The sequence below is a fragment of the Polaromonas sp. P4_F4 genome, from assembly GCF_056401355.1.
Genome location: NZ_JBFUJO010000013.1, coordinates 40,870 through 57,624, shown reverse-complemented (window position 1 = coordinate 57,624; position 16,755 = coordinate 40,870). Strand labels below are relative to the sequence as shown.

General features: G+C 64.7%; 15 protein-coding genes. 9 read left to right on the top strand and 6 right to left on the bottom strand.

What is annotated here, in order from left to right; translation table 11 throughout:
• Positions 1–60: 60 nt before the first annotated feature.
• The gene (locus tag AC1DUR_RS14830) at positions 61–297 is read right to left on the bottom strand and encodes a hypothetical protein (protein WP_477719608.1); all 237 of its coding nucleotides are present in this window, start codon (positions 295–297) and stop codon (positions 61–63) included.
• A 256-nt stretch (positions 298–553) separates the two neighbouring features.
• On the opposite strand from AC1DUR_RS14830, the gene AC1DUR_RS14825 reads away from it, so the two are divergent.
• Positions 554–1,216, top strand: coding sequence for an alpha/beta hydrolase (locus AC1DUR_RS14825; protein WP_477719607.1), 663 nt, complete (start codon positions 554–556; stop codon positions 1,214–1,216).
• Positions 1,217–1,335: 119 nt separating this feature from the next.
• On the opposite strand, the gene AC1DUR_RS14820 is transcribed toward AC1DUR_RS14825, so the two are convergent.
• Both AC1DUR_RS14820 and AC1DUR_RS14815 read right to left on the bottom strand, forming a co-directional pair.
• Positions 1,336–2,589 carry an MFS transporter gene (locus AC1DUR_RS14820; protein WP_477719606.1) on the bottom strand — a complete coding sequence of 418 codons (1,254 nt, stop codon included), beginning with the start codon at positions 2,587–2,589 and terminating at the stop codon, positions 1,336–1,338.
• Positions 2,590–2,754: 165 nt separating this feature from the next.
• Positions 2,755–3,429: a hypothetical protein gene (locus AC1DUR_RS14815; RefSeq protein WP_477719605.1), complete on the bottom strand. Its 675-nt coding sequence runs from the start codon at positions 3,427–3,429 to the stop codon at positions 2,755–2,757.
• A 396-nt stretch (positions 3,430–3,825) separates the two neighbouring features.
• On the opposite strand from AC1DUR_RS14815, the gene gshA reads away from it, so the two are divergent.
• Complete coding sequence (gshA, locus tag AC1DUR_RS14810) at positions 3,826–5,439, top strand: glutamate--cysteine ligase (protein WP_477719604.1); 1,614 nt, start codon at positions 3,826–3,828, stop codon at positions 5,437–5,439.
• Here the strand turns inward: gshA and AC1DUR_RS14805 are convergent, their stop codons facing one another.
• Together AC1DUR_RS14805 and AC1DUR_RS14800 are read right to left on the bottom strand one after the other, a co-directional pair.
• A complete protein-coding gene (locus AC1DUR_RS14805; RefSeq protein WP_477719603.1) occupies positions 5,440–5,688 on the bottom strand; it encodes an oxidoreductase-like domain-containing protein in 249 nt (82 codons plus the stop codon). It abuts the gene before it with no gap.
• A gap of 2 nt (positions 5,689–5,690) precedes the next feature.
• On the bottom strand, positions 5,691–5,951 hold the full coding sequence (locus AC1DUR_RS14800; protein ID WP_477719602.1) for a hypothetical protein: 261 nt from the start codon (positions 5,949–5,951) through the stop codon (positions 5,691–5,693).
• 245 nt (positions 5,952–6,196) lie between these two features.
• Between AC1DUR_RS14800 and ylqF the strand changes: the two genes are divergently transcribed.
• The 3 genes from ylqF (at position 6,197) to AC1DUR_RS14785 (ending at position 11,128) form a co-directional block, all read left to right on the top strand.
• Positions 6,197–7,192, top strand: a complete 996-nt coding sequence (ylqF, locus tag AC1DUR_RS14795; RefSeq protein WP_477719601.1) for a ribosome biogenesis GTPase YlqF — start codon at positions 6,197–6,199, stop codon at positions 7,190–7,192.
• A gap of 22 nt (positions 7,193–7,214) precedes the next feature.
• Positions 7,215–8,468 (top strand): MFS transporter, encoded by a 1,254-nt coding sequence (locus AC1DUR_RS14790; RefSeq protein WP_477719600.1) that lies wholly within the window; start codon positions 7,215–7,217, stop codon positions 8,466–8,468.
• Positions 8,469–8,779: 311 nt separating this feature from the next.
• Complete coding sequence (locus AC1DUR_RS14785) at positions 8,780–11,128, top strand: xanthine dehydrogenase family protein molybdopterin-binding subunit (RefSeq protein ID WP_477721722.1); 2,349 nt, start codon at positions 8,780–8,782, stop codon at positions 11,126–11,128.
• 21 nt (positions 11,129–11,149) lie between these two features.
• Here AC1DUR_RS14785 and AC1DUR_RS14780 read toward each other — a convergent pair whose 3' ends face one another.
• Positions 11,150–13,978 (bottom strand): AMP-binding protein, encoded by a 2,829-nt coding sequence (locus AC1DUR_RS14780; RefSeq protein WP_477719599.1) that lies wholly within the window; start codon positions 13,976–13,978, stop codon positions 11,150–11,152.
• Between the two features lie 402 nt (positions 13,979–14,380).
• Here AC1DUR_RS14780 and AC1DUR_RS14775 point away from each other — a divergent pair, with 402 nt between their 5' ends.
• The 4 genes from AC1DUR_RS14775 to AC1DUR_RS14760 all read left to right on the top strand — a co-directional run bounded on the left by AC1DUR_RS14775 (position 14,381) and on the right by AC1DUR_RS14760 (position 16,734).
• On the top strand, positions 14,381–14,674 hold the full coding sequence (locus AC1DUR_RS14775) for a hypothetical protein (protein ID WP_477719598.1): 294 nt from the start codon (positions 14,381–14,383) through the stop codon (positions 14,672–14,674).
• Positions 14,675–14,916: 242 nt separating this feature from the next.
• The gene (locus AC1DUR_RS14770; protein WP_477719597.1) at positions 14,917–15,123 is read left to right on the top strand and encodes a hypothetical protein; all 207 of its coding nucleotides are present in this window, start codon (positions 14,917–14,919) and stop codon (positions 15,121–15,123) included.
• Positions 15,120–15,848, top strand: coding sequence for an FAD-dependent oxidoreductase (locus tag AC1DUR_RS14765; protein WP_477719596.1), 729 nt, complete (start codon positions 15,120–15,122; stop codon positions 15,846–15,848). The genes AC1DUR_RS14770 and AC1DUR_RS14765 overlap by 4 nt, the downstream gene beginning before the upstream one ends.
• Before the next feature lie 166 nt (positions 15,849–16,014).
• Positions 16,015–16,734 carry an RNA polymerase sigma factor gene (locus tag AC1DUR_RS14760; protein ID WP_477719685.1) on the top strand — a complete coding sequence of 240 codons (720 nt, stop codon included), beginning with the start codon at positions 16,015–16,017 and terminating at the stop codon, positions 16,732–16,734.
• Positions 16,735–16,755 lie beyond the last annotated feature (21 nt).

Below are 16,755 nucleotides of genomic sequence, written 5' to 3'. Positions count from 1 at the left end.
TGTGAAGTTTCAGCCGGTTACAAGAATCTATTCAAGCCAGATCAGACCAGATCGGACACCCTAGATCCCAAGCAGTTTTTTGGCGCTGTCCAGGGCTTTCAATGAGTCGTCGTGCTTGCCTTCCTTGTGAAGCTTCTCACCCTGGGCGCGCAACTCCTTGACCTTGCCCATGTCTGCCGCCGACAGGGTGGGGTTGGTGGCAAGTTTGGCGTCAATCGCCTTCATCTCGTTCGGGCAGTGATAGGCAAAAGCCAGAGAAGAAGTCGCCAGGGTTAAGGCCGCAATGATGAATTTCATCCGGATCTCCCGCTTGCGTCAGAAAATGCTGACGGTTGATGCTAGCAAATACAGGCGCGGCGCAAAAGTGTTGTCGCCCGCAGGGTCAAGCCCATGTCCGGCCTCCCTGTAAATGTCTGCAGGGGGCGCGCCGGCAAAAAAGCGGGCGCGGGCACCCTCTAAAATCCAAGGTTTGTTACAGCGTTTGCAATTGCATGGCGATGCCAGACGGTCCTTGCGCTGTTCCGCCACCAACCTCCTGCAACCGGTAAGCCCCATGTCCCTTGAAGTTATTGAAGCCCAGACCGGCGACAACCCGGTCGCCACCATTGTCATCATGCACGGCCTGGGGGCCGACGGTCGCGACTTTGTGCCCATTGCCGAGCAACTGGACTTGTCGAGCGTGGGCCCGGTGCGCTTTCTCTTTCCCAGTGCACCTGTCATGCCCGTCACCATCAATGGCGGCTATGTCATGCCAGCCTGGTACGACCTCCTGGGCGTCGATCTGGTCAAACGCGAGGACGAGGCCGGGCTGCGCCAGTCACAGGCTTCCATTGAGGCGCTGCTTGCGCATGAAAAGTCGCGCGGCACGCCGTCCCACCGCATCGTGGTGGCCGGATTTTCGCAGGGCTGCGCCATGGCCCTCATGACGGGCTTGCGGCACGGCGAACGGCTGGCCGGCATTGCGGGCCTGTCCGGCTACCTGCCACTGGCGGACAAGACCGCTGCCGAGCGCAGCGCCGCCAACCGGGACGTTCCGATCTTCCTGGCGCATGGCTCGCGCGACGGCGTGGTCATGCTGCCGCGTGCCACGGCCTCGCGCGACGCGCTGCTGGCGCTGGGTTACCCGGTCGAGTGGCACGAGTACCCGATGGAGCATTCAGTCTGCCCCGAGGAAGTTGTTGATCTGGAGCGCTGGCTGCGGCGCGTGCTGGCCTGATTCACGATTGAAAACGGCTGCAGCCTTTGTTTTGCGGTCCTTGCTTGATGCGCGCAGGCAGCCAGGCAGCTATGAGGCTATTGATTTATAGCGAGCCCCGCTCGCGTCCTGCGCGGCGCTCAGGCCGCCTGCGCGATGCCGCTTGGCGGGCGCACCCGCCAGAGCAGGAACAACGCAATGCCCAGGTTCAGCAGGTTCCACGCGATGCCGTTGAGGAAGGCCGCCTGGTAGGAACCGGTCAGGTCAAACACCTTGCCCGACATCCAGCCGCCCAACGCCATGCCGAACATGGTTGCCATGATCACCGTTCCCACCCGCGCGCCAGCCTCGGCCGGCACAAAGTATTCACGCACGATGATGGCGTAAGACGGCACGATGCCTCCCTGGAACAGCCCGAACAGCGCGGCGATGAGGTACAGCGACACCAGCCCGTTGAACGGCAAAAACATCAGCAACGCAATGCCCTGCAGGGCCGAGCCCAGCAGCAGCGTGCGCAAGCCGCCGATGCGGTCGCAGATGACGCCCGAGACCAGCCGGCTCACCACCCCGCAGGCCAGCATCAGCGAGAGCATTTCGGCGCCCCGCGCGGCGCCGTAACCCAGGTCGGTGCAGTAAGAGACGATGTGCACCTGCGGCATGGCCATGGCCACACAGCACGCCACGCCGGCAATGCACAGCAGCGCCTGCGCCTTGCCGGGCGGCAGGCCAAAGGGCAGGCTGCTGGGGCTGGCCGCGAAGTTGCGGTTGATCGGCGCGGCCACGGCCATCGGCGGGCGCTTGCGCATCAGCAGCGCCAGCCCCGCCATGGTGATCACGCTGAAGAGCCCCAGACCCAGGTAGGTGTGGCGCCAGCCCACGGTTTCCACGAAATGCTGCACGACAGGCGGCCAGATCGCGCCGCCGACGTAGTTGCCGCTGGCGCATACCGCCACCGCAATGCCGCGCCGCCGTACAAACCACAGGGACGTGTCGGCCAGCAGGGGCGCGAAGGTGGCCGAACTGCCCAACAGGCCGATCAGGAAACCATGCGCCAGCGTGAACATCCAGATGTTGCAGGCCATCGCCGCGGCGGCGTAACCCAGGCCCAACCCTACCGCCCCTATCAGCAGCGGCACCATCACGCCGAATCGGTCAGCCAGCCGCCCCATCAGCACGCCGCCCAGGCCAAACCCGATCATCAGCAGGGTGTAGGGCAGGGAGGCGTCGGCGCGCGCCACGCCAAAATCGGCCTGCACGGCCGGCAACACCACCGGCACCACGTACATGCCGCTGGCGCCCACCGTCATGAGCGCCAGCGTGATCATCAGGCGCCCCACGGCGTAGCGTGAATCAGCCAGGGCAGAGGGGTCGTGCGATGCAGGCAGGGGGGTCATCCGGAGAAGCGTTGAGTCAGCCCGGCCGTACAGACCCGGTCGGGTCGGCGTGCGGCCTGTCAGGTGATGTTAACGCCGTCAAAAATTTCTGAGCGATGAGCGATGACCGATGGATGGTGGGCGATGGGCATGGTTGGCCATGAAATGAGCGCAAAAGACACTGCTCTATAGTGGCGATGGTTTGGTCTTTTCATAGCCCGCGGGCGTCTTGCCATCGGCCATCTGCCTGCCGATCTCCTGGTCGCGGATCAGGAACAGGCGTTCCAGATCCTGCAGCGCCTCCTGCTCCGAAAGAGGCATGGGCGGTGGGGCTGCCGCGGTTACGGGAGCCGCCGCCGGTGCTGGTGCTGGCGCTACCGCCGGTGCTGCTGGTGTTGCCGCCGGTGCAATTGCGGCCGCTGGGGTCGCCGGCTTTGTCGGTTCCTGCCAATAAGCCTTCTGGGGCAGGGCGGTGTGCGGGCAGCTGGCGTCCACGTCGAGTTGCCACGAAACGCCATGCAGCCAGTCGAAGGCGCGCGGCTCAAAGCGGGCAATGTCGGCAAGCAGGGTGTTCTGCAGGGCGAAGGCGTGGGTCGCCAGCCGATCGTCCCAGTGCCTCATGATCAGGCGCACGTACATGCCGGTGCCGCGGCTACGGCTGGCTACCATCAGCAGCTGGGACTCAACCCAGCCGAGCGGTATGCCGTGCCTGCGCAGCACGTCGCGCAACAGGACTTGCACGAGCTGGCTGCGGGTGGCGTTTTCCGAACTATCGTCCTGACTCAGGGGCATCGCGCGGCTCACGGGGGCTGAATTCGGGACCGGCTTGGCTGCAGTTCGGCCGCCTAACAGCATGCGCATCAGTTTTTTCATTCTTCTTACAGGCTCTCAAACGTCGCTTTGTCTTTGACTTTTTTGCGGGGAAAGCCCGGCGAAGCGAGCTTGGGAGGATGGGTCGAAGGGCTTTGCAGCAAAGCGCCTGCGTTTCATGGCATGATTTTTATCGTCGCCGAGCTGCCCGGACAAGTCAAGCGAGTTAGCGCGGCGCTGTGGTGGGACGTGGTTTGGCCCACACACTGAAAATTATAAAGTAGCCATTTGTGATTAAAAACGTCGTTCATGGACCAAGTTGCGCCATTTTGCTGGCGGCCCCCTGCAGAGTCCGGAAAACCGTGCTGGCAAGCAGCATTTCGCCAGCGCAAAGCGCGGGCCTGTGATAACTTCCACGCCACGACACGGACCTGAGGGAATGACACCATGAACAAGCTGCAGGCGCCCGCGGGCACGCTTTTGCAGGAGCGCCTGAAAGCGCTCACCCCTGCCCGGCTGAAAGGCATGCGCCGCGGCATCGAAAAGGAAAGCCTGCGCGCCCAGCCCGGAGGCGGCCTGGCGCTCACGCCGCATCCGGCCGCCCTCGGCTCGGCGCTGACACATCCCAGCATCACCACCGACTTCAGCGAGTCGCAGATCGAACTGGTGACGGGGGCACATCAAGACGCGGAAGCCACACTGGAAGAACTCACGCAGATCCACCAGTTCACCTACCGCGTGATGCAGGACCTCGGCGATGAAATGCTCTGGGTCTCCAGCATGCCCTGCGGTCTGCCGACCGACGAGACCATTCCGATTGCCCGCTTCGGCTCGTCCAATGTCGGGCGCGCCAAGAGCGTCTACCGCATGGGCCTGTCCCACCGCTATGGCCGGCGCATGCAAACCATCTCAGGCATTCACTACAACTGGTCGCTGCCCGAGGTCACCAGCGAGCAGTACTTTGCGCTGATCCGCAATTTCCGGCGCCACGCCTTTTTGCTGCTTTACCTGTTTGGTGCATCGCCCGCCGTGTGTTCGAGTTTTGTGGCCGGGCGCCAGCACGAGCTGCAAAAGCTGGCCGATCACACCATGTATATGCCGCACGGCACCTCGCTGCGCATGGGGCGCCTGGGCTACCAGAGCGACGCCCAGGCCTCGCTGGCCGTGAGCTACAACAGCCTCGAGGGCTACGGCGCGTCCTTGCAGGATGCGCTTACCCGGCCCTATCCGGCCTATGAGGCGGTCGGCATCCGCAACCCGGGCGGCGACTACAACCAGCTGGCCACCACGCTGCTGCAGATCGAAAACGAGTTCTACGGCACCATCCGCCCCAAGCGCGTGATCTTCCCCGGCGAGCGCCCGCTGCATGCGCTGCGTGAGCGTGGCGTTGAATACATTGAAGTGCGCCTGATGGACCTCGATCCGTTTGTTCCCGTGGGCATCACGGCGCAGACCATGCGGTTTCTGGATGTGTTTTTGCTGCACTGCCTGATCACTGACAGCCCGCCCGACACCCCTGCGGAAATTGCCGCGCTGGCGCGCAACCAGCACCGCACAGCCGCGCGCGGCCGCGAGCCCGGCCTGCTGCTGGAGCGGGACGGCCGCGAGGTGACGCTGGCGGAGTGGGGCGCCGCAGTGGTCGCCGAATGCGCACCGATTGCCGAGGCGCTCGATGCCCTCCATGCGGGCACGCCGGGCGGTGCGCAGTACAGCGAGGCGCTGGCCGCGGCAAGCGCCGCCTTGCGCGAGCCCGACACCCTGCCATCGGCCCGCGTGCTGGCTGCCATGGCCAAAGACTATGACAACTCCTTTGTCAGGTTTGCCCGGGCCCAATCCGAAAAAGCCCAGACCATCCTGCGAAGCCTGCCCCTGGCCGAAGCGCAGCATGCCCGCTTCACCGAGCTGACCCGGCAATCCATTGCCGAGCAAAAGCAGATCGAAGCCTCGGACAGCATGCCCTTTGAGGTGTACCGCCAGCAATATGTGTCGGCGGAGCGCTTGGGCATACCGGGTATGCCGGATGCGCCGGATATGGCGGGCCGCGCAGCGCTCGCCATCTGATCAGACCGGTGGACTCACGTCCCCCAGCTTGCGCAAGGCCTCTTCGGCCTGTTCGCACCAGTAGTCGACAGCGTTGTCGTAGCTCCCCCACACGCAGCCGCTGCAGCCGCGGCCGCAGCAGGTGGTGGGTTCGGGCGGCGGTGCGCGCAGCGTGATGCCGGCGGCGCGGGCGCGCTGCTGCAATGCGCCAATGGCGGCCGGTACGGCAGCGCGGTCGCCCGGCTCGCCGGACGGGATCTGCGCCTCCATGGCTAGGACTGGTTTGGCCCAGCCAGGCGCCGGCGGGCATACAGGCCTATGAACGCCACACCCAGCACCAGCGCGAACCAGCCCACCAGCGAAGAACTGGCCACGATGCCCTGCATGCCGGGCGAGGTGATGAAGTAGGGCGAGATCAGCACGGCCAGGCCGATGACGACGCAAAGCAAGCCCCGGATCAACAGCTCGTTATTGGCCTTGGTCCGGGTCTGGTTGTTGCTGGGTTTTTGGGTTGGGGCGTTGGGCAGGGGCATGGAGGGTGGGGAAAAAGGTGAGGGGGTGAAGGGATGCGGCAGGCGGAGCAGCTTGCGTCGGTTTGTTCAACCAGCTTTCCCCTGATTTTGCTCCATCGCCCGGCCACGGCACGCATAGGGTTTCCTGCGCCAGCGGTAGCAGGGCCTGAACAGGTGACAATTCGGTCATCGTGCGCAGCGGGTCCGGCTTGATGGAAATGTCGAGCCTGATCCAGCCCCGCCCCGAACCAAGAAAGAATATTCCGATGGCCATCCAGTGGTTTCCCGGTCACATGCATTTGACCAAAAAAGCGATTCAGGAGCGCATCAAGGAGATTGATGTCGTGATCGAGCTGCTCGACGCGCGCCTGCCCGGCTCCAGCGCCAACCCCATGCTCGCCGAGCTCACCAGCGCCAAACCCGCGCTCAAGGTGCTCAACAAGCAGGACCTGGCCGACCCGGCGCGCACCGCGCTCTGGCTGGCGCATTACAACAGCCTGCCGGCCACGCAGGCGATTGCGCTGGATGCGAGTGAAACCACGCCCGCCCGCCGCCTGATTGACGCCTGCCACGCGCTGGCGCCCACGCGCGGCAGCATGGTCAAGCCCATGCGTGTGCTGATCTGCGGCATTCCCAACGTCGGGAAGTCCACGCTGATCAATACCCTCACCGGCAAGCGCGCCACCAAAACCGGCGATGAGGCCGGCATCACCAAGCTGGAGCAGCGCATCGTCCTGGCCGATGGTTTTTACCTGTACGACACGCCCGGCATGCTGTGGCCCCGCATCATCGTGGCCAAAAGCGGCTACAACCTCGCCGCCAGCGGCGCCATTGGCCGCAACGCGTTCAATGAGGAAGAAGTGGCGCTGGAACTGCTCGACTACCTGATCAGGGACTACCCCGGCCTGCTGGCGGCGCGCTACAAGGTGGAAGTCCCGGCAGGCATCGCCGATGAGCAGCTGCTGGAGGAAATTGGCCGCAAGCGCGGCGCGGTGCTGTCAAAGGGGCGCGTCAACCTGCAGAAGGCGGCGGAAATCGTGATCCATGAGTTCCGCGCGGCCACGCTGGGCCGCATCACGCTGGAGACGCCCGAAGAGTTCGCCGAATGGCTGGCCGCCGGGCAACTGATGGATGCCGAAAGGCAATTGAAAAAGGACAAGATCGAAACCGATCGCCTGATCCGCTTCAAGAAGATTCCACGGCCGCAGAAACCACGGACGCCGCGCGTGCCGGACGCTTCCGACCCCTCCGAAACCGACTGAAGGAAGGGCCACCGACCCGCCCATGCCATTCCTGTTTTTCCTGCGCGACAACGCCCGCTGGCTGGGCGGCGGCTTCCTGCTTTTTTTCTTTTCCTCGTTCGGCCAGACTTTCCTGATTTCGCTGTCGGCCGGTGACATCCGCCGCGAGTACGCGCTCTCCCACGGCGGGTTCGGCTCGCTCTACATGGCAGCCACGCTGGCCAGCGCGCTCACCTTGCCGCGCCTGGGGCATCTGGCCGACCACCACAGCGCGAAAAAACTCGCGCTGCTGGTGCTGCCCATGCTGGCGCTGGCGGCCGCCGTCATGGCGCTGTCGCGCCACATCGTGACCCTGTTCATGGCCATTTACCTGCTGCGCCTGCTGGGCCAGGGCATGATGTCCCACCTCGCGTTCACCTCCATGGCGCGCTGGTTTTCCGCGCAGCGGGGCCGGGCCATCTCGCTCGGCACGCTGGGCCTGAACACCGGCGAGGCGGTGTTGCCGCTGGTGTTTGTGGCGCTGGCCGCGTCGGTGGGCTGGCGCAACACCTGGTGGCTGGCCGCCGGCGCCTTGCTGCTGTTGGCGGCGCCCCTCATCGCCGCGCTGGTTTCAGTCGAGCGCGCCGCGCAGGCCTCCGACCCCGTGGCCCGCGTGGCAACGGCGCGCGACTGGAGCCGGGCCGAAGTGCTGCGCGACCCGTTTTTTTATGCCGTGATGCTGGCCATGGTGCCGCCGGCCTTTATTGGCAACACCATCTTTTTTCACCAGGTCTACCTGGTCGAGCTGCGCGGCTGGTCGCTCACGGCGTTTGCGTCTTCCTTCACGCTGTATGCGCTGATGACGATCGCCTTCACGCTGATCTCGGGCCAACTGATTGACCGCGTGGGAGGCCTGAGGCTGTTGCCCTTTTACCTGTTGCCGCTGGGACTGGCGCTGTTGCTGCTGGGGTCTGTGCCAGCGGCCTGGAGCATGTTTGCCTTCATGGCGCTGTACGGGGTGTCCAACGGTTTTTCACTCTCGCTGTATGGCTCGCTGTGGCCGGAGCTTTATGGCCTGCGGTACTTGGGCGCCATTCGCGCCGTGATCCTCTCCGTGCTGGTGTTTGCCTCGGCCACGGGCCCGGGGCTGGCGGGGCTGCTGATTGACGCGGGTGTCAGCTACCCGGCGCTGATCGTCACGTTGGGAGCCTACTGCCTCGTCATCTCGGGGGTGATGCTGCGGGTGACACGCCGCCTCAAGGTCAGGGCCCTGGCCGCCGCGCCGCCTGATCAGGTTCAAGAGGTTCCCGCGGCCTGACAAGCCTGAAGCGTTGCAAGCAGGCTGGGCGGCTGCTACCTCAATACCGCCCGCCATCTGCAAGTTGATTAGTGGGCCGCGCTGCCATAGCGGACAGGAAAGTCAGCTGATCCGGGCCAGAAAATGCTTCAACGGCGAGAGAAGGGGGCCTACGCCATTGAATAACTCAGCAATTTTCAAATCCCAAATCCGCTACCTCCCGGCAACGCATTTGCTGAACCGCAGCGATGCACCTATAGTGGCTTTTCACCATTTTCGCGCCCGCACACCACCCTGGTAGATGCGAGGCCGCCATTCAGGGGCATTCTTTGATGACTGAAACCCAATCCACTCAGGTCAACCCGTCACGCTTCGGCAGCGGACAGTCCGTTCGCCGCCTGGAAGACGATGCGCTGCTGGCCGGCGCCGGCCAGTACACGGACGACGTGACCCTGCCGGGCCAGACCCAACTCGTCTTTGTGCGCTCACCCTATCCACACGCCCGCATCGTGTCGTTGGACACCACGGCAGCGCTGGCCATGCCAGGCGTGCTGCAGGTGGTCACCGGGGCTGATCTGGTGGCTGCCGGGGTCAAGCCGATTCCCGGTGCCAGCGGCTTTACGCGCGCCGACGGCTCGCCCTGCGCCGCGCCGCCACGGCGTGCGCTGGCCCACGAGCGCGTGCGCTTTGTTGGCGAGGCGGTGGCCGCCGTGGTGGCGCTGACACTGCAGCAGGCTCGCGACGCGGCGGAAGCCATAACCATCGACTATGAAGAGCTGCCCATGGCCGTGGACATGAACGACGCCATGGCTCCCGGCGCCCCCGTGCTTTGCCCCGAAGCACCCGATAACATCGCCGCCGAAACACGCTACGGCAGTGCCGAAGCCACCGCCGCAGCCTTCGCCAGCGCCCGCCACGTGGTGGCGCTGGACCTGGTCAATCAGCGGCTGTCTCCGCTGAGCCTGGAGCCGCGCTCGGTGCTGGCCGCTGTTGACACCGCGTCCCAGCGCCTGACCATCCGCATGAGCACCCAAATGCCTTCCGGCGTGCGCGACTCGGTGTGCGACGCGTTGGGCATGGCGAAGGAGCAGCTGCGCGTGGTGGTGGGCGATGTGGGGGGCGGTTTTGGCATGAAAACGGGGGCCTACCCGGAAGACGTTGCCGTGGCCTTTTGCGCCCGGGCGCTGCAGCGCCCGGTGAAGTGGGTGGCCGACCGCAGTGAAGAATTTGTCTCGAGCACGCACGGCCGTGACCTGCAAAGCCACGCCGAACTGGCGCTGGACGAACACGGCAAGATACTGGGCCTGCGCCTGGCCTCGCAGGCCAATGTGGGCGCGTATGCCACCGGCGCGGGCGTGGTCATCCAGTTGATGATCGGCCCCTGGGTGCAGACCAGTGTGTATGACATCCAGACCATCGACTTTCATTTCAGGGCCGTGCTGACCAACACCGCGCCCACCAGCGCCTACCGGGGCGCGGGCCGCCCTGAAGCCATCTTCACGATGGAGCGGCTGATGGACGAAGCCGCCCGGCAGACCGGCATCGACCGGATCGAGCTGCGCCGCCGCAACTTTATCCAGCCCACGCAAATGCCCTACAAAAACCCCATGGGCCAGACCTACGACACGGGCCGCTTCGAGTCGGTGATGGACCAGGCGCTGGTGCTGGCCGACTGGCAAGGCTTCGAGGCGCGGGCCACCGGCTCAAAGCAGCGCGGTCTGTTGCGCGGCCTGGGCATCGCGACCTTCCTGGAGTGGACCGGCGGCAATGCGCTGGAAGAACGCGTGACCGTGGAGATCAAATCTTCCACCCCCGGCGCCGACGGCATCATCGAAGTCTTCTCGGCCGTCAACGCCATGGGGCAGGGCATCGCCACCACGCTGGCGCAACTGGTGGTTGATGCGTTTGGCGTGCCGATGGACAAGGTCCGCATCGTGCTGGGCGATACCGACCGCGGCAATGGTTTTGGCAGCGCTGGTTCGCGCTCGCTGTTCACCGGCGGCTCGGCTGTACGCATAGGCGCCGAGCGCACCATCGACAAAGCCCGGCAACTGGCGGCCCGGGAGTTTGAGGCGGCCGAGCAGGACATCACGTACGCCGACGGCAGCTTCAAGGTGGCGGGCACCGACCTGAGCATCGATTTGTTTACGCTCGCGGCGCGCCAGAGTGACCAGCGCATCTTCATGGACTCGACCACCGCCGTGGCCGGACCCTCCTGGCCCAATGGCTGCCACATCTGCGAGGTCGAGGTCGACCCGCAGACCGGCCATGTGGCGGTGGTGGCCTATGCGTCCGTCAACGACGTGGGCCGCGTCGTCAACCCGATGATCGTGCGCGGCCAGCTCGACGGCGGAGCCGTGCAGGGCATAGGCCAGGCGCTGTGCGAGCACCTGGTGTATGACCGTGAAACCGGCCAGCCCCTGACGGGCAGCCTGATGGACTACGCCGCCCCGCGCGCAGACAACGCGCCCGACTTCAAAACCGAAATGGACCCCTCCACTCCTTGCCTGAACAACCCGCTGGGCGTCAAAGGCGTGGGCGAGCTGGGCACCATAGGCGCCGGGCCCACGGTGGTCAATGCCGTGGCCGACGCGCTGGCACGCAGCGGCATGGCGGCGCAGGCCCGTCAGTTGCAGATGCCGCTGTCACCATCCCGGCTCTGGCATTTGATGCAGGGCTGAGGTTCATCAATTCCTCCGGCTTTACGAAGGCAGGCGGCTTTCATCGCCGGCATCCGGCTCGGCGCAGCGCTTCAGGATTTCCGCGCGCGCGGCGTCGCGCAACCGGATCGACGCTGACCAGTCGTCACCATCGGGTTGAATCGGGGCACTGACCAGCACGCTGATCGGTACGCGGCGGGGGAACCACTGGCCGGCACGCAGCACGGAGCGCGTGCCGCGGATCGTCACCGGCACCACGGGCACGCCGGCCTGCGCTGCCGCAGAGAACGCGCCCGCATGGAACGGCAACAAGCCTGGCACACGCCTGAACGTTCCTTCCGGGAAAAACAACATGGCGGTTTCGTCGCAAACGCTGCGCGTCACCCGCGCGACGTCCTGCGCCCCGCGCTGCGCGTCGTCGCGGTCTACAAACATGGCGCCGAGGCCTTGCAAGTAGACCCGTGAGATGAACTGTTTCTGCAGTTCGAGCTTGGCGATAAAGCGGACATGGCGCGGCAGTGCGGCGACCAGGGTTATGCCATCCAGGTAGCTCGCATGGTTCGCCACCACCACACAGCTTGCCTCGCGCGGCAGATTCGCCAGCCCCTCGGCCGCAAACGAGAGCCCGGACAAACGCAGGAACAGCCGGGCTGCATGGTGACTCAGGGCCCAGCTCCAGGACGGCTTGGGCAGCACGGCGGTCAGCGCCCACGTGATGGGCGCAAGCAGCCAGAACAGCAGCCAGACATAGCCAGCGTAGGCTATCTCCGCTGCGACGCGCCCGGCACGCCGCAGTTGCGGCAGTATCGCCTGCCAGGCAAAGCGCGCGATCTGTTGCCATGGCGCCGGCTGCGTGGCCGAAGCGCCTCCGGTCTCGTACAACTCGCGGCTGGCCGCGCGACGAATCTTGCCGCTGGAGGTCTTCAAGACCGTGTGCGGCGGCACCAGGACCACGTCGTCCGGCGGCGCACCGAGCACGCCGACCGCGGCGCTGTTGATCTGGCGGCGCAGCTGCGCCAGCGCCTCGGGCGGCAGGCCACGGGTTTCCGCCATGACAACGACCCGCTCGCTGCGTGTCCTGGGGTCCGGGCTGCCGAACACGGCGACACAGCCCTTGCGGACAGAGGGAATCGCGCCGACGGCCTCCTCCAGGTCGTACGGGTAGACCTGATGGCCGCCCCGAATGATCACGTCCTTGGCCCGCCCGGTGATGTAGACGTCGCCTTGTGCCATGTAGGCGTAGTCGCCCGAGTCCAGCCACTCGCCATCAAACAGCCGGCGCGTCTCTTTCGGGTTGCGGAAGTAGCCGCTGGTGGTCGACGGACCCTTGAACAGCAGACGCCCCTCCTGGCGTTCCGCCACCTCACATCCCGTCGCGTCGACCAGGCGGACCTCATGGCCCGGCAGCGGCCGTCCGCACGCCACGACCAGCCGCACGTCAGACGTGCTGCTCGCCGCGGGCAGTGCGCGGCCCGAGTGCGAGAACGCTTGCGTATCGATGCGGTCGACCAGCAGACCCCGTCCCTGCGGCGGGAAGGTCAGGCCCAGCGTTGCCTCCGCCAGTCCATACACCGGCGCCAGCGCTTGCGGCCGCAGCCCGTAGCGGGCGAAGCGTTGCTGAAACTCCTGCATGGTCGTCGCGCTGACCGGCTCGGCGCCGTTGAACGCAAAGCGCCAGCTGGACAGGTCGAGCCCCTCCAGCGCGGCCTCGTCGAGCTTGCGCAGGCACAGCTCGTAGCCGAAGTTGGGCCCGCCGGACAGCGTGCCGCGGTGCCGGTGCACGGCCCACAGCCAGCGCTCCGGTCGCGCGAGAAACGTCAGCGGCGACATCACCACCAGCGGGTACGCATAGTACAGGCTGCCCAGCCAAGCCCCGATCAGCCCCATGTCGTGGTACAGCGGCAGCCACGAGACGAAGACGTCTTCGGAGCTGACTTGCAGGGCCTGCCCCATGGCCCGCAGGTTGGCCAGCAGGTTGGCGTGCGTCAGGACCACCCCCTTGGGACTGCTGGTACTGCCGGAGGTGTACTGCAGCAGGGCGATATCGTTGGCATGGGCGGTGACGCGTTCCAGGGAGGCGGTGGACGCGGACAGTTCTTCCACCGTGCAGACCATGCGCAGCGACGGCACCTGGGACTTGAGCAGCGTCGCCAGCACCTTGGCCCGCGGCACAGTGATCAGCGCCGTGGCGAGCGCATTGGTGAGGATGCCGACGTGACGCTGCAGGTGCTCCTCGATCTGCGCCGCCCGCGCTGGCGGGTAGATTGGTACCGGAATGCCGCCGGCCAGCAGAATGCCGGCGAAGCTGAAGAAGTACTCGCGGCCGGTCGGCAGCATGAGCGCCACCGGTTGACCCGGCTGAAAGCCGCGATCCAGCAGCCCCGCAGCGACGCCAGCGGCGCCCTGCTGCAAGTCGGCGTAGCTCAGGCGCGTCGGTGCGTCGCTGTCGCCGTTGTCGATCGCAATGTGCTCGCGCTGCGGATGAGTCCGCACGTGCCAGTCGAGCACCTCCTGCAGGGTCGCAGCCGCGTGCGGCACTTGCGAGACGCGTTCGGGCACCGCAAGCCGCCGTGCCTGCTGCACTGGCGCCTGGGGTGAACCCCGTGCGGCAAGCAGCGCACGCAGCAAGTCTCGTGGCGCTTCGGCCGTGCTCAGCATATGCTCCGGCGGGCGTACGCCGAACGCGCGTTCGAGGCGCATCAACAACTCCACGCGCGCCAGGCTGTCCAGGCCAAGGTCTTCCTCCAGCGCACTGTCCAGCGTCACCGGGTCCGTGTCCTTGCGGCCCGGGTGGAGTTCGGTCAAGACTTCCCGCACGATCCGCAACACAGCCTCGTCGGACACTGCGCGGGAAGGCGAGTCTACGTTCATGGGCTGATTACCCTTGCTGCATGGGGCCCTCGTGTTGAGGCGCCATCAAGCTTCTTTCCGTCCGCGAGACCATTCTTTGCCGATCTCGACGGTCCCGGCGAGAAAGAACAGGATGACGGCTTCGAAGCAGGGCATGTCCCCGGTCGGGCACGCGAATGAATCAGCGCACGCCCGGAACCGGGATCTGGGCCGGGGGAATAACATTGTAGGCTTGCGGGCTCCGCAATAGGGCTTTCGTGGAACTCATCTGGTACCCCTGAAGACGTTGCGGGTTTAGCAGAAATCTGACCTCGGTTTGCCTTGATCACCGTTCAGGACGGCCTAAGAGCCACCCCTTTCAAGGTCTTGCTCCAGAGACAGCGGTAATCTTCTGCTCCACATAGAAATTGTGGAGAGAAATGGATGTTGGAAGCAGTACTTGCCCGGTTCGAACAACAGGGCAGCCTGATGGACTACGCCGCCCCGCGCGCTGACAATGCGCCCGACTTCAAAACCGAACTGGACCCCTCCACTCCCTGCCTGAACAACCCGCTGGGCGTCAAAGGCGTGGGCGAGCTGGGCACCATAGGCGCCGGGCCCACGGTGGTCAATGCCGTGGCTGATGCGCTGGCACGCGGCGGCATGGCGGCGCAGGCCCGTCAGTTGCAGATGCCGGTTTCACCATCCCGGCTCTGGCATTTGATGCAAGCCAATTGATTGGCGGCCGGCGTTGTGCAGGCGCCAAAACAGGTCTGCTGATCAATTCCTGAGCACTATGTTGCAAGCCAATACTGGTGCGGTGTTGCGGGGTTGTTAGTGACCTTATCCACAGGGTGGCCCACAGAAGCTGGGGGCAATTCCGTTGCTATCTCGCATCGCATTGGAAATGAAATAAGGCTGCCCCCAAAAAAAACCGGAACGCCAGCGGCCGCCTGCTCATCCAATGGACAGGAACAGCCATGAACACCTCACCAGCGCCGCGCTCTATGTCCACAGAAGCCCGTTCGGACGCAGAGCTGGTCAGCCTGTCCGTAGCCGGCAACGATCCTGCGCTTGCCCGGATCATGCGGCGCTACAGCCGTTTCCTCTTTCGCACGGCCCGTGGTACCGGCGAGCGGCCAGCGCAGCCGCATGGGCATCGTTCACCGGATCGAGGCACGGCATGAGCATGAGCCCCTGCCAAGTGTTGCTGCAAGCACGCGAGGAAGTTGCTGGCGGCACGATGGCGTTTTATTTTCAGCGGCCGGCCGGCTTTGCCTTCAAGGCCGGTCAGGCGATTGACCTGATTCTTCCAGATGCAGTGGCGCCCGGCGGGCAAAGCCAACGGCATACGTTTTCCCTTGTGAGTGCGCCGTTTGAGCACGAACTGGCGATCGCGACACGCATGCGCGACAGCGCATTCAAGCGGGCGCTCAAGATGTTGCCCATTGGCGGGCTGGTGGACATTGAAGGGCCCTTCGGTTCCCTCACGCTGCATAACGAGCGCACAAGACAGGCGATATTCATCGCGGGTGGCATTGGCATTACCCCGTTCATGAGCATGTTGCGCCAGGCGACGCATGATCGGTTGCCACAGGAGATGGTTCTGCTCTATTCCAATCGGCGCCCCGAAGATGCGGCGTTTCTTCTGGAACTGCAGGACCTTGAGCAGCAGAACGTCAATTTCCGCCTGTTGCCGACCATGACGGAGATGGGCAAATCCCTTATGCCGTGGCAAGGAGAAACCAGCCATGTCACCGAAGATCTGTTGAGAAAAACCATGAACGGTTTTCTGAAACCCGTTTTCTATGTGGCTGGACCACCCGGCCTGGTCGCTGCCGTGTGCGACATGTTGAATCGTGTCGGTGTCAATGACGACGACATTCGCAGCGAAGAGTTTTACGGGTACTGAGGTTTTACGGGTACTGAGTATTCGGAGTCGCGCGCGCCGTGGCGAACGAGGTTTGGCCGGGCGCTGTTTTTTTTCCTTTTGCCTCGTCGTCTGACAGAGAAAAATCCGGAACGCTGGTGGCACCCTGACCATCCAATGGACAGAGACAGGAGCAGATATGAACACTATGAACAACTTGCAATCAGTGCCCACCGTGCCGTCCGACGCCAGTTCGGATGCAGAACTGGTCAGCCTGTCCATAGCCGGTAACGATCTGGCGTTCGCCCAGATCATGCGGCGCTACAACCGTTTGCTCTTTCGCACGGCGCGCAGCATCCTCAAAAGCGACGACGACACGCAAGACGCCTTGCAGGAGGCTTATTTGCGCGCCTGGCGTGCGCTGGCCACCTTTCGGGCCGAGGCCAGGCTTTCCACCTGGCTGGTGCGCATCGTCGCCAACGAAGCACTGGGGCGGCTGCGGCGCAATGGTGCGCAGGCTGCCCGCATCGTGCCGCTGAGCGCCAGCGTGGATGCCGATGACGAAACCCCGGAGATGCAGATGCAAGCCAACCCGAATGACCAGCCGGAGCCATCCGTCATGCGTGCGCAGATACGCCAGCAGATTGAAGCCCGGATTGACACCTTGCCCGATGCCTTTCGCACCGTGTTCATGCTCAGGGGGGTTGAAGAGATGAGTGTGGAAGAAGTTGCGCTGGTGCTGGGCATACCTGAAGCGACGGTGCGGACCCGGTTTTTTCGTGCCCGCAGCATGTTGCGCGAAGGCCTGTCACGCGACATCGACATGGCCGTCGGTGACGCCTTTTCATTTGCCGGCGCGCGCTGCGATCGTATCGTGGCGGGCGTGCTGGCAAAGATTGCCCACGAGCGTGAATCCTCTCGCCCGTGATCCGTGAAGTTCGTTAAGTCC

What these genes read in the sequence shown, in the direction of transcription:
- ylqF (WP_477719601.1), top strand. Translation starts at nt 6,197, where the DNA reads ATGGCCATCCAGTGGTTTCCCGGTCACATGCATTTGACCAAAAAAGCG.
- AC1DUR_RS14815 (WP_477719605.1), bottom strand. Translation starts at nt 3,429, where the DNA reads ATGCGCATGCTGTTAGGCGGCCGAACTGCAGCCAAGCCGGTCCCGAAT.
- AC1DUR_RS14820 (WP_477719606.1), bottom strand. Translation starts at nt 2,589, where the DNA reads ATGACCCCCCTGCCTGCATCGCACGACCCCTCTGCCCTGGCTGATTCA.
- AC1DUR_RS14830 (WP_477719608.1), bottom strand. Translation starts at nt 297, where the DNA reads ATGAAATTCATCATTGCGGCCTTAACCCTGGCGACTTCTTCTCTGGCT.
- AC1DUR_RS14790 (WP_477719600.1), top strand. Translation starts at nt 7,215, where the DNA reads ATGCCATTCCTGTTTTTCCTGCGCGACAACGCCCGCTGGCTGGGCGGC.
- AC1DUR_RS14785 (WP_477721722.1), top strand. Translation starts at nt 8,780, where the DNA reads ATGACTGAAACCCAATCCACTCAGGTCAACCCGTCACGCTTCGGCAGC.
- AC1DUR_RS14825 (WP_477719607.1), top strand. Translation starts at nt 554, where the DNA reads ATGTCCCTTGAAGTTATTGAAGCCCAGACCGGCGACAACCCGGTCGCC.
- AC1DUR_RS14770 (WP_477719597.1), top strand. Translation starts at nt 14,917, where the DNA reads ATGAACACCTCACCAGCGCCGCGCTCTATGTCCACAGAAGCCCGTTCG.
- AC1DUR_RS14800 (WP_477719602.1), bottom strand. Translation starts at nt 5,951, where the DNA reads ATGCCCCTGCCCAACGCCCCAACCCAAAAACCCAGCAACAACCAGACC.
- AC1DUR_RS14765 (WP_477719596.1), top strand. Translation starts at nt 15,120, where the DNA reads ATGAGCATGAGCCCCTGCCAAGTGTTGCTGCAAGCACGCGAGGAAGTT.
- AC1DUR_RS14775 (WP_477719598.1), top strand. Translation starts at nt 14,381, where the DNA reads ATGTTGGAAGCAGTACTTGCCCGGTTCGAACAACAGGGCAGCCTGATG.
- AC1DUR_RS14780 (WP_477719599.1), bottom strand. Translation starts at nt 13,978, where the DNA reads ATGAACGTAGACTCGCCTTCCCGCGCAGTGTCCGACGAGGCTGTGTTG.
- AC1DUR_RS14760 (WP_477719685.1), top strand. Translation starts at nt 16,015, where the DNA reads ATGAACAACTTGCAATCAGTGCCCACCGTGCCGTCCGACGCCAGTTCG.
- AC1DUR_RS14805 (WP_477719603.1), bottom strand. Translation starts at nt 5,688, where the DNA reads ATGGAGGCGCAGATCCCGTCCGGCGAGCCGGGCGACCGCGCTGCCGTA.
- gshA (WP_477719604.1), top strand. Translation starts at nt 3,826, where the DNA reads ATGAACAAGCTGCAGGCGCCCGCGGGCACGCTTTTGCAGGAGCGCCTG.